Source organism: Pseudomonas sp. Irchel s3f19, assembly GCF_900187555.1.
Lineage (GTDB): Bacteria > Pseudomonadota > Gammaproteobacteria > Pseudomonadales > Pseudomonadaceae > Aquipseudomonas > Aquipseudomonas capeferrum.
Genome location: NZ_FYDW01000002.1, coordinates 126,779 through 138,727, shown reverse-complemented (window position 1 = coordinate 138,727; position 11,949 = coordinate 126,779). Strand labels below are relative to the sequence as shown.

Sequence of the window (11,949 nt, the reverse complement as noted above, 5' to 3'; positions counted from 1 at the left end):
AGCATTTTCGCATTATGGCAGCTTGTATTTTGCCTTTTTGGCGACTTTATCGATCTTGTCGTACAACTTCGCGAAGCCTATGCTCCCCCCACTGTCATGTCAGACAACCCGCATAAAAACAACTAGTGGGAGACCCGCAAAGTGAACGACACCCTCGCTCCGCCTGCCTGCAATGGCGGCGACACACTGGCCAGCGCCGTGGCCAAGGTCAAGCGCCATGTGCTGCCGCTGTTCGTCATCATGTTCATCGTCAACTACCTCGACCGCGTCAACATCGGCTTCGTCCGCCCCCACCTTGAAAGCGACCTGGGCATCAGTGCGGCGGCCTATGGGTTTGGCGCCGGGCTGTTCTTCATCGGCTATGCACTGTTCGAAGTGCCCTCCAACATGCTGCTGCAGCGTGTCGGCGCTCGGCTGTGGCTGACCCGCATCATGTTCACCTGGGGGCTGGTGGCCACGGCCATGGCCTTCGTCCAGACCGAAACTCAGTTCTATGTGCTGCGGTTTCTGCTGGGCGTTGCCGAGGCCGGCTTCTTCCCCGGGGTGATCTACTACTTCACCCGCTGGTTGCCAGGCGCCGAGCGCGGCAAGGCGATTGCCATCTTCCTCAGCGGTTCGGCGCTGGCCTCGCTGATCTCCGGCCCGCTGGCCGGCGCGTTGATGCAGATTCAGGGGCTGGGCTTGCACGGCTGGCAGTGGATGCTGTTCATCGAAGGCATGGCGTCGGTGACGCTGTGCTTCTTCGTGTTCTTCTGGCTTGACTCCAAGCCGCAGGATGCCAAGTGGTTGAGCCAGGCCGAGCAGGCGGCGCTGGTGCAGGCCATCGACAGCGAGCAACGTCAGCGTGAGGCGGTCGGCGCGGTCAAGCTTTCTGCCTGGAGCCTGCTCAAGGATCGCCAGATCGTGCTGTTCTGCCTGATCTACTTCTGCATCCAGTTGACCATCTATGCCGCGACCTTCTGGTTGCCGAGCATCATCAAGCGCATGGGCGACCTCAGCGACCTGCAAGTCGGCTTTTTCAACTCGATCCCCTGGCTGATCTCGATTCTGGCCATGTACGCCTTCGCTTCCGGTTCCAGCCGCTGGAAGTTCCAGCAGGCCTGGGTGGCCGCCGCGTTGGTGATCGCCGCCATCGGCATGTTCATGTCCACCACCGGTGGCCCAGTGTTCGCCTTCGTCGCCATCTGTTTTGCCGCCATCGGGTTCAAGTCGGCCTCGTCACTGTTCTGGCCGATCCCCCAGGGCTACCTGGACGCGCGCATCGCGGCGGCCGTGATCGCGCTGATCAACTCGGTCGGCAACCTCGGCGGCTTCGTCGCGCCCACCACCTTCGGCCTGCTCGAACAACAGACCGGCTCGATCCAGGGCGGCCTGTACGCCTTGGCGGTGACGTCGGTGCTGGCGGCGATCGCCGTGTTCTTCGTCCGCACCCGCCCCAAGGGCGCCCCTTCCGATGAGCTCAAGGCACCTTCGGCCCTGGGCCAGACCCACTGATGACTGCGAGATAAAAACCATGAACATGCAGACGACACCCGCCGTGCACTCCGCCACCCCCGTGGTCACCGACCTGCGCGTGATCCCAGTGGCCGGCCACGACAGCATGCTGCTCAACCTCAGTGGCGCCCATGGCCCGTACTTCACCCGCAACGTGGTGGTGCTGCGCGACAGCGCGGGCAACACCGGCCTGGGCGAAGTGCCGGGTGGCGAGATGATCCGCCAGACCCTGGAAGACGCCCGCAACCTGGTAGTCGGTCAGCCCATTGGCCATTACCAGCGCGTGCTCAATGCCATGCGCCAGGCGTTCGCCAACCGCGATGCCGGCGGCCGCGGGTTACAGACCTTCGACCTGCGCATCGCCGTGCATGCGGTCACCGCCGTCGAGTCGGCCTTGCTCGACTTGCTCGGCCAGCACTTGCACGTGCCCATGGCCGCACTGCTGGGTGAAGGGCAGCAACGTGAAGCGGTGAAGATGCTGGGTTACTTGTTCTACATCGGCGACCGCCAGCAGACCGACCTGGCCTACCGCGCCGAGGCCGATGCTGACAATGACTGGTTCCGCCTGCGCCATGAGCCGGCGCTGACGCCCGAAGCCGTCGTGCGCCTGGCCGAAGCCGCCCGCCAGCGCTATGGCTTCAGCGACTTCAAGCTCAAAGGTGGCGTACTGCGCGGCGAGGAAGAAATGGAGGCGGTGACCGCCCTGGCCGAGCGCTTCCCCGATGCACGCATCACCCTCGACCCGAACGGCGCCTGGTCACTCAAACAGGCCATTGCCCTGTGCCGTGACAAGCACGACGTGCTGGCCTATGCCGAAGACCCTTGCGGTGCCGAGAACGGTTACTCGGGCCGTGAGGTGATGGCCGAGTTCCGCCGCGCCACTGGGTTGCCCACCGCCACCAACATGATCGCCACCGACTGGCGGCAGATGGGCCATGCGATCCAGTTGCAATCCGTGGACATCCCCCTGGCCGACCCGCACTTCTGGACCTTGCAGGGCTCGGTACGGGTGGCGCAGATGTGCCATGACTGGGGGCTGACCTGGGGCTCGCACTCCAACAACCATTTCGATATCTCCCTGGCCATGTTCACTCAGGTGGCCGCAGCGGCGCCGGGCGAGATCACCGCCATCGATACCCACTGGATCTGGCAGGACGGCCAACGCCTGACGCGTGAGCCGCTGCGCATCGTCGATGGCCAGGTGCGCGTGCCTGCGCGGCCGGGGCTAGGGGTGGAGATCGATGAGGACCAGTTGGCCAAGGCGCATGAGTGCTACTGCAACATGGGGCTCGGCGCGCGCGATGACAGCGTGGCGATGCAGTTTCTGATACCGGGCTGGCGCTTCGACAACAAGCGGCCTTGCCTGGTGCGCTGAGTCACGGCGGTTCGTTACCCCGATAAACCCGCTCCCGCTTGGGAGCGGGTTTTTTCATGCATGGCCGATACACACCCAAATGAAAAACGATAGCTCCAGACGGCCGGATGGCGCGTTTGGACATGCCAATCGCGACATCTGACGGGAATGGAAAAGCGTTGTCGTGATCGCACACCTGCGGGACGTTCTCGTGTAATTTTCCTACGCCTTACGGGGCTTAAATGAACCCCGAATTCCACTGATGTGTTGCTCAGAAAGCGTGCAAAAGGTCAACAACAGCGCGTGAGCGACGTGTCATTTCGATGGCCTCTCAAGGAGATATTGTTCGCCTACGCCTGCCCCCGTCCTTCCTTGTGTCAGCAAAAAGAGAACAAGATCAATGAACACCGTGGGATCTGATGGCAACCTTGCACAAGGTTTCAAGCCACGTCATGTAACGATGTTGTCCATCGCGGGCATCATCGGTGCGGGACTTTTCGTAGGCTCCGGGCACGCGATCGCTGCGGCCGGGCCAGCCACCATAATTTCTTACTTCGTGGCCGGTACCTTGGTGGTACTGGTCATGCGCATGCTCGGCGAGATGGCCGTAGCGCACCCTGACACCGGATCGTTCTCCACCTACGCTGACCAGGCCATCGGCCGCTGGGCTGGCTACACCATCGGCTGGTTGTACTGGTGGTTCTGGGTGTTGGTGATCCCCATCGAGGCACTGGCGGCGGGGCATGTGCTGAACGCCTGGTTCCCGCAGGTGGACAGCTGGATCTTCGCCCTGGCCTCGGTGCTGCTGCTGGCGGGCACCAATTTGTTCAGCGTGGCCAAGTACGGTGAGTTCGAATTCTGGTTCGCCATTCTCAAGGTCACGGCGATCCTTGGCTTCATCGGCCTGGGCTTCGCGGCGCTGATGGGCTGGTTGCCAAACCGTGAAGTCAGCGGGTTGAGCGGGTTGATCGCCGAGCACGGTGGTTTCGCGCCCAACGGCTGGTCGGCGGTCATCGGCGCCTTCATTACCGTGATGTTCAGCTTCATTGGTACCGAGGCTGTGACCATCGCCGCCTCCGAGTCCAGCGACCCTTCACGCAACATCGCCAAGGCCACGCGTTCGGTGATCTGGCGGATCAGTACCTTCTACATCCTGTCGATCTTCGTGATCATCTCGGTGGTGCCGTGGAACGATCCACAGCTGGCGGTGGTGGGCTCCTACCAGCGTGCGCTGGAGATCATGAACATCCCCAACGCTGCCTTCATGGTCGACCTGGTGGTGCTGGTGGCGGTGACCAGCTGCATGAACTCGTCGATCTACATTGCTTCGCGGATGATGTATTCGCTGGCCAAGCGCGGTGATGCACCGGCCTTCCTGAACAAAACCTCGAAAGTCGGCGTGCCGCGCTCTGCGGTGTTCGGCAGTACCTTGATCGGCGCGGCCATTGCTGTGCTCAATTACTTCGCGCCCAAGGGCGTGTTCGAGTTCCTGCTGGCCAGCTCCGGCGCCATCGCCTTGCTGGTGTACCTGGTCATCGCCATCTCCCAGTTGCGCATGCGCCGCCGGCTGGAGCGCGAGAACACCGAGCTGAAGTTCCGCATGTGGCTGTTCCCGTGGTTGACCTGGGCCGTGATCATCTTCATCGCGGCGGCGCTGGCGGTGATGATGTACACGCCTGAGCACCGGGTGGAAGTGAGCTCGACACTGGGCCTGGCGATTGTGATTTCCTTCTTGGGGATCGTCACTTCGCGGGGGCATGCGCAGGTGGTGGCGGCGCGGTCGGTGGGGTGACGGGGACGAATGCCTGGCTGGGGTTTTGTAGTGGTGCATAGATCGAGCGCCGCCCGCGCGGCGCTTCGCGGGGCCAGCCCGCTCCCACATCTGTTTCGGGCCAGTCTCGCCTATTAGAGAGGCGCGCGACCCCTTGTTTGTACGACGCGATATCGAGGTGGGCACCAAGGGGCCGCGCGCTAATGCCTCAGGAATAACTGGCCCGAAACAGATGTGGGAGCGGGCTGGCTCCGCGAAGCGCCGCGCGGGCGGCGCTCGATCTCACAGGCGCTGAAAATGCCGAGGCGAACACTGACGCCCCACCACCCTTCAAACAGCCAATCAGCGGCGCACCCTTTCGATATACCTGACCACCGCCGGCGCCTTCTCGAAACGCCGATGAATCAGGCTCAGCCACGAACTGGCCTGGCAATCGGCAATGCGTCGGTAATTCACCTGCGCCAAGCTGATGCGCTGCACCACCGACTCCGGCACCACGGCAATGCCCTGGCCCAACGACACCAACGTGATCACCGCCACCAGGCTACCGGGTTGCGGGCCCAGTCGCGGGACAAACCCCCCTTGTGCCGCCACTTCCAGCGTGCCGGAGATCTGCTCGGGCAGGATGAAGGTTTCACCGGCCAGGCGCGCCGCCGGGATCTGTGGCAGCTCGTTGATCCGTGAGCTGGCGGGCAGGGCGAGGACAAAACCTTCCTGGTGCAGGCCGATGGCTTGCAGCGTGTCAGGCAGTTCCATGGGCGAGCGCACGTAGGCGAGGTCGAGCAGGCCGTCGCTGACCCTGTCGGGCAGCTCGGCCATGGGCAGTTCGCGGATGTTCAGGCGCACGCCGGGGTGGCTTTCGCTGAAGCCGATCACTTGCCGCTGCAGCATGCCCGAATAGGCAGCAGAGGCCACATAGCCCAACTCGATGCTGCCACTTTCGCCTCGGCCCGCACGCTGCGCACTCAGTTGCGCCGCGTCGAACTGGCGTACGGCCTGTTCGGCTTCGATCAGCAAGGCTTGGCCGGCGGCGGTGAGGTTGACCTCGCGCTGGCTGCGTTCGAACAAGCGTACGCCCAGCTCGCGTTCCATGTCCTGGATCTGCCGGCTGAGGGTGGGCGGAGCGATGCCCAGCTGTTCCGCAGCCCGGGTGAAATGGCCGTGTTGGGCGACGCAGAGGAAGTAGCGGAAATGGCGGATTTCCATGCGGTGTTACCTGCAAGCTAATGACGCGGGCCTTGGGGGCTAACAAGCCTCGGGGCTGACGGCGTTAAGGTGAAGACAACACTACAAGGCTGGTGGCGTGGCGGCAAAGGTATCGGCAGTTGCCGGTGACACAGCAAGGGGCCCCATGACAACCAGCCCGCTTCTGGAGCCTTGCCATGCCCATCACCGCTTCCCCGCGCTTCACCTTGCTCACCGCCTCGCTGGTCTGTGCGCTGATCATCCTCGACACCAACATCGTTGCCGTCAGCCTGCCCAGTATCGCCCGTGACTTGTCCGGCTCGTTTGCCGACATCGAATGGGTGGTCAGCGCGTATCTGCTGGCCTTCGCCGCGTGCCTGCTGCCAGCAGGCAGCCTGGCCGACCGCTTCGGTCGGCGGCGCATGCTGCTTATCGGCCTGGCCGTGTTTGGCGCCGCGTCGCTGGCCTGTGGCGCCGCCCCCACCCTGATGTTCCTTGACCTGGCCAGGGCCGCCAAGGGCATCGGCGCGGCCATGCTGCTGACAGCGGCCCTCGCGGCCATCGGCCATCGCTTCCATGAACCCCAGCAACGCCTGAGCGCCTGGGCCTTCTGGGGCGCCTGCATGGGCGCCACCATCACCTTCGCACCCCTGCTCGGCGGGGTGATTGCCAGCACCCTGGGCTGGCGCTGGATCTTCTACATCAACCTGCCGCTGGTGGTAGTGCTGGCAGTGATGGTGCTGCGCAGCGTCGAGCCCTCGCGCGACAGCGCCGCAGCGCGCCTCGACCCGTGGGGTAGCCTGACGTTCGCCGGCAGCCTGGGTTACCTGATCTGGGCAATGATCGACGCCAACCAGGTCGGCTGGGGCAGCGCCCAGACCCTGGGGCGGATGCTGATCAGCGCGTTCCTGTTCGGCCTGTTCATCATGGTCGAGCGCAGCCAGGCGCGGCCGATGATCGACTTGCGGCTGATGCGCAGCGGGCGCTTCGTCGGTGCCTTGCTGGGCATGTTCGCCTACGCCGCCTGCGCCCAGGTGATGATGACCCTGTTGCCGCTGTACCTGCAGAACGGCCTGCAACTGTCGGCCCTGGCTGCCGGTGCGGGCATGCTGCCATTTGCCGTGGCCATGTTGCTGACCCCGCGGCTGGGCATGCGCCTGGCTGCGCACTTGAGCCCGGCGCAGGTGTTCACCCTTGGCCTGGTGCTGGTGGGGGTGGGCGACCTGCTGTGTGCTTGGGCCGCAGGCTACGGCGGCTACACCGCCTTTGCCCTGGCCAGCCTGGTGCTGGGCGCGGGCGCAGGCCTGCTCAATGGCGATACGCAGAAGAACATCATGGCCTGCGTGCCGCGTGAGCGCACCGGCATGGCCTCGGGGTTGAGTACCACCACGCGGTTCGGCGCGATTGTGCTGGCCATCGGTGTGCTTGGGGGTGTACTGGCTACCCGTAGCGGGCAATTGCTCTACGACTCGATGGCCGCCGTGGCGCCCGCGCAGCTGGGCCAGGTTGCCGCGATGGCCACGCGGGTTGCGGCGGGCGACCTGCAGGCGGCGTTGGCCGTGCTTGAGCCCGGCTTGCGGGAGGCAGTGGCCCCCTTGGCCCGCCAGGCGTTCATGGGTGGGTTCGAGGCAGTGTTGCAGGCCGCAGGTGTGGCGGCGCTGCTGTTCGCGGTATTGGTCGGCACGTTGCTGAGCCGGCCACTGCCCTCCCTGCAGGATGCGCTTATGGCGGACGGGCAGTTATAGGGCCGGCGGCTTTTGCACAATGTTGTGAAAATAAATGAGGTGTTTTCTCATTCTCGTTCGGCTTGTAGGGAAGGCCGGAATACAGGCCAGTCCGCCAGCACTCCACGGAGCGAGAAAATGAGTTCGACCCCGGTTCCCCAGCGCCACCCCTTGAATCGAGCCTTGCACGGCGCCTTCCTGGGGTTGGTTGTCAGCAGCTATGCATTGCCGTCGCTTGCGCAACCGTCGCCCGCTGATCACAACAGCCAGCTGCAGCAGTGGAGCATCCCTGCCGGCCCGCTGGCGCCGGCGCTTGACCGCTTTGCGCGGCAGGCAGGTGTCAGCCTTTCCTACGATGCGCAGAGCATCGCCGACCGCACGTCCCAAGGCGTACAAGGCCCGCTTGAAACACCGGCAGCCCTGTCGTCGTTGTTGCAGGGCACCGAGCTACAGGCGCAGCAGCAAGGCCCGAACGCCTACCTGGTGATCCCGCAAGTAAAGCCTGCCGGCCCGCTCGAACTGGGTGCGACCGAGGACTATCGCCTTGCGCCGGTCATCATCAATGCCAAGGTCAAGGCCAGTGCTGACGACGACACCGACTCGGTGGTTGCCAAGGAGCTTTGGGTGGGAGGCAAGGTCGCCACTAGCATCCTCAACACACCTGCGTCCGTGTCTGTGGTTACCCGCAAGGAAATGGAGCAGCGCAGTGTCAGCACCACGGAAGAGGCGCTGCTCTACACCCCCGGCGTCATCAGCGACTTTTATGGCTCGGACGACCGCAACGACTACTTCCAGATCCGCGGCTTCCAGGCCACGACCTACCGCGATGGCCTGACCTTGAGCTCGATGCGCGGCGTGCGTGAAGACCCGTTCGCCTACGAGCGCATCGAGATTCTGCGCGGCGCCAACTCCACCCTGTTTGGCCCGGCAGACCCAGGCGGCTCGGTAAACTTCGTGACCAAACAGCCGCGCTTCGAGCAGTTTGGCCAAGGCTATGTGACCTACGGCTCCTATGACCATGCCGAAACAGGCATCGACGTAGGCGATGCCCTGAACGACGAAAAAACCCTGGCCGGCCGCTTCACCGCCAAGATGCAGAACAGCGACCGCGAGTACGACCATTCCCAGGACGACAACCGCTTCGTGATGGGTGGCCTGACCTGGGCGCCCACCGACTACACCTCGGCCACCGTGATTCTGGACTACCTGAAGACCGACAGTTCGCCGAACAGCGGTGGTTACCCGCTGGACAAGGAATACGACCGCAGCGATTTTTACGGTGAGCCCAGCTACAACTTCCACAACGTCGAGCGCACCAGCCTCAGCGGCAACATCACCCACGACTTCGACAACGGCTTCGTGCTGCGCAGCAACCTGCGTTACAGCGAGTTGAGCGATGACTTTGGCTACGCCTACCTCAGCGATAGCCCGACGCGCGTTGGCACCACCATTCCACGCTACGTGTTTGGTACCGACAGCGACGCCGACCAGCTCAACGGCAACCTGATGCTGCAGTACGATGCCCAGTTCGAGCACGTCGACAGCAGCACCCTGGTGGGTGTGGAATATCTGGACTCGACCACCAAGCAAAGCTCCGTCTATGGCCTGGCGCCTTCGATCGACATCGCCAACCCGGTATTCACCGGTGTGCCAGGCGGCATCACGCCCTATACCCGCAAAAAGAATGACGCCACGACCAAGGCGGTGTTCCTGCAGCAGAACCTGTCGTTCTACGACCGCGTCATCGCCACTGCGGGCGTGCGTAATGACTCCATGGAGCTGTCCAGCAAGGAGTACATCGGCGCGGTGGGGAGTGAAAGCGACAACTTCTCCGAAACCTCTTACCGCGGTGCGCTGACCTACATCGTCAACGATGAGGTTTCGACCTATGTGAGCATGGTCGAATCGGTCTCGCCGCCCCAGGTCGGCGTCACCCCGCAGACCGGCCGGCAGTACGAAGTGGGTATCAAGTATTCGCCCATGGGCATGGACGCGTTGTTCTCAGCTGCCATTTATGACCTGACCCAGGAAAACGTCACCATCGCCGTGGTGCTACCGAGCGGCATCATCGAGCAGCAGACGGTGGGTGAGTCCCGCGTGCGCGGCCTTGATCTGGAAGCCAAGGCGCAAGTGACGCAGAACATCAGCGTGATCGGGGCTTATTCGTATATGGAGTCCGAAGTGCTGCGCGGGGCGTTGTATGACGGCTCGTCGCTCAAGGGTAAGGAATTTACCACCGCGCCGAAGCATTCGGCGTCGTTGTGGAGCTACTACAGCATTCCTGACACGGACGTGAGCGTCGGCCTGGGCGCGCGGTATGTTGGCGCGTATTACATGGATGCTGCCAATACCAAGAAGAGCGATGGGACCACGTTGTTTGATGCGGCTTTGAACTACCGGATTGCCAAGGGCACCGACCTTGCCCTGAATGTCAGCAACCTGTTTGATGAGCAGCATGTGGTGGGTTCCGGCACGGCGAACTACTACAACCCGGGGCGCGAGTTCACGGCCAAGTTGAGTTACAACTGGTAAGGCGGGCTTTTGTGAGGCCCGCCTCGCGGCGGGCCAGCAAGCGGCCTGATGCGCTAGCCAGGCTGCCCAGAGGTGGCGTAATGCAATTATTTTTACCCGCTCGTTCAACAATTTAAGCCAGAAAATTTGGGCTGCGACGCAACGTTCGCGGTGGCTAGGGGTCAATCAAGCAAGTTGATGGCAAAAGGCCCCTATCGCATAAAGGTGAATGGATAGTGGAAAATCGCCGTCCGACCCTCGGCAGGGTCCATCGTAGCGGCCCCAGGCGCGCTTGAAAGCAGGATGGACAGACCGGGTCGAGGGCGAACTTCAAGCCTTGAACGATCACACTCTAAACGCGAAATACCCTGTGTCCGTACAGGGTTTATGGAGAGGTCTGGACCACGATCCAGGCCTGTCATGGAGGATATGTTGCGAAATCTGCTGTTCACCCTGCCCGCCATCCTGTCGGCCTGGCCCTTGCGCCAGCGCTGCTCGGTCGCCTGCCCGGCATTCTGAACGCTCATGAATGACTAGGCTGTATAGATCGAAAGATTAGTCCTTCCACGCATTTTTCAAAGTGGTGTTCTGATGGTGCGCCCCCTCGCCTAAGGGGTGCGGCACCTTATGGTCTTGCCGATGAATAAAACCCTTTGAAATCAGGTATTTATTGCCTTTTAGCGGCAGTGCGCAGCTATGAATAACCCTGTCTTTCCCATGGTCAAGGCGTCATGACGGGTGGTCCAGAAATGGCATGAGGGTTTATGAAGGGGTAACAGAGGCGTGCAAAAATACGTCGCGGATTGCAAGGATTGTCCCTATCTGTCAAAATTTCGGTGTTGCACCTTTCTAAGTTTTGGCTGAAAATGCTGCTCACGGAGCGAGATATGGATGAACTCGAGTCAACGACAACATCATGGGGCAGCAGGTCCAGCGAAGACGTGGATGTACGCGCGCTGCGCCGCTACAACCGAATGCTCTGCGTGCTGCTGGATGTCGGTGAGTGGGCCTGCATGGCCTTGCTCCCCTGTGTAGCGGTCGCCGCCATCTGGCTCGTGACACAAACGAATTTTGAAAACGTCGTGTTCTATGACGGAACCGACTCGATTTGCATTTACGACGGAACGACAGGGGAAATCCGGAATGTCGAGTAAGGAAACCCAGCACGGAACCCCGAGTGGCGATGGGCCGGAAGCTCGTCGGGGCACCGATGAAGAGAAGCTGCTGGAGCTGGCGCTGGACGAAACGCCCGGGGAGGCAGCGGCTACCGTCCGGGAAGTCAAGCGTCTGCAGCTGGAGTGCCTCGACCTCAAGCGCCGTAACAAGCGCGTCTGGGGCCAACTGTTGGCACTCACATGCGTATTCGGCTTGACCATCGGCGCCGTCGTTTTCTGGTACCCGAAGTACCGCTGGATCCCGACCACGGATAACCACGCCATCTGTGAAGTCTCGACTGAAAGCAACCCACGGGTCACCCCTGCGACCTTGGCCGAGTACGCCAAAGACGCCGTCGTCAATTCGTATTCCTACGACTATGTGAATTACCGCTCCAACCTCAATGCCGCCGGTGCCCGCTGGTACACGGATGACGGGCGCAAGGCCTTCCTGAAGACGCTGGACGACTCGGGGAACCTGGAGCGCGTGCTCAAGGGCCGGATGATATTGCGTGCCATGGCGACTCAAGTTGCCCAGGTCGAAGAAAGCGGTGTGCTCGCAACAGGTCAGAACTACTGGCTGGTACAGGTGCCTGTCGCCATCGAATTCTATGTCGGTGGTGACCAGCAGGCGCGCTCGCGCCAGGACTTCCTGGCGGCTGTCACCATCGTTCAGATCCCGGCTTCGGCCACTAACACCAAAGGGATCGCCGTCGATTCTGTTCAGCTGTCGCCGTATATCTCAAGGAAGTGACC

Annotated in this window: 8 protein-coding genes; 7 read left to right on the top strand and 1 reads right to left on the bottom strand. The window is 62.3% G+C overall.

The window, feature by feature from the left end; all coding sequences use genetic code 11:
* Nucleotides 1–141 precede the first annotated feature (141 nt).
* From CKW22_RS04540 to gabP, 3 genes are all read left to right on the top strand, one after another.
* Nucleotides 142–1,494 carry an MFS transporter gene (locus CKW22_RS04540; RefSeq protein WP_033701668.1) on the top strand — a complete coding sequence of 451 codons (1,353 nt, stop codon included), beginning with the start codon at nt 142–144 and terminating at the stop codon, nt 1,492–1,494.
* A gap of 19 nt (nt 1,495–1,513) precedes the next feature.
* Nucleotides 1,514–2,869, top strand: coding sequence for a glucarate dehydratase (gudD, locus tag CKW22_RS04535; RefSeq protein ID WP_095063847.1), 1,356 nt, complete (start codon nt 1,514–1,516; stop codon nt 2,867–2,869).
* A 379-nt stretch (nt 2,870–3,248) separates the two neighbouring features.
* Complete coding sequence (gene gabP, locus CKW22_RS04530; protein ID WP_033701666.1) at nt 3,249–4,640, top strand: GABA permease; 1,392 nt, start codon at nt 3,249–3,251, stop codon at nt 4,638–4,640.
* Between the two features lie 321 nt (nt 4,641–4,961).
* Here the strand turns inward: gabP and CKW22_RS04525 are convergent, their stop codons facing one another.
* Nucleotides 4,962–5,825, bottom strand: coding sequence for a LysR family transcriptional regulator (locus tag CKW22_RS04525; RefSeq protein ID WP_095063846.1), 864 nt, complete (start codon nt 5,823–5,825; stop codon nt 4,962–4,964).
* Nucleotides 5,826–6,001: 176 nt separating this feature from the next.
* Between CKW22_RS04525 and CKW22_RS04520 the strand changes: the two genes are divergently transcribed.
* From CKW22_RS04520 to CKW22_RS04505, 4 genes are all read left to right on the top strand, one after another.
* Complete coding sequence (locus tag CKW22_RS04520) at nt 6,002–7,549, top strand: MFS transporter (protein WP_095063845.1); 1,548 nt, start codon at nt 6,002–6,004, stop codon at nt 7,547–7,549.
* Nucleotides 7,550–7,666: 117 nt separating this feature from the next.
* The gene (locus CKW22_RS04515; protein ID WP_033701660.1) at nt 7,667–10,060 is read left to right on the top strand and encodes a TonB-dependent siderophore receptor; all 2,394 of its coding nucleotides are present in this window, start codon (nt 7,667–7,669) and stop codon (nt 10,058–10,060) included.
* Nucleotides 10,061–10,926: 866 nt separating this feature from the next.
* The gene (locus CKW22_RS04510; RefSeq protein WP_095063969.1) at nt 10,927–11,193 is read left to right on the top strand and encodes a hypothetical protein; all 267 of its coding nucleotides are present in this window, start codon (nt 10,927–10,929) and stop codon (nt 11,191–11,193) included.
* Entirely contained in the window at nt 11,183–11,947 is a 765-nt protein-coding gene (locus CKW22_RS04505; RefSeq protein ID WP_095063844.1) for a DotI/IcmL family type IV secretion protein, read from the top strand. Before CKW22_RS04510 ends, CKW22_RS04505 begins: the two co-directional genes overlap by 11 nt.
* Nucleotides 11,948–11,949: the final 2 nt, after the last annotated feature.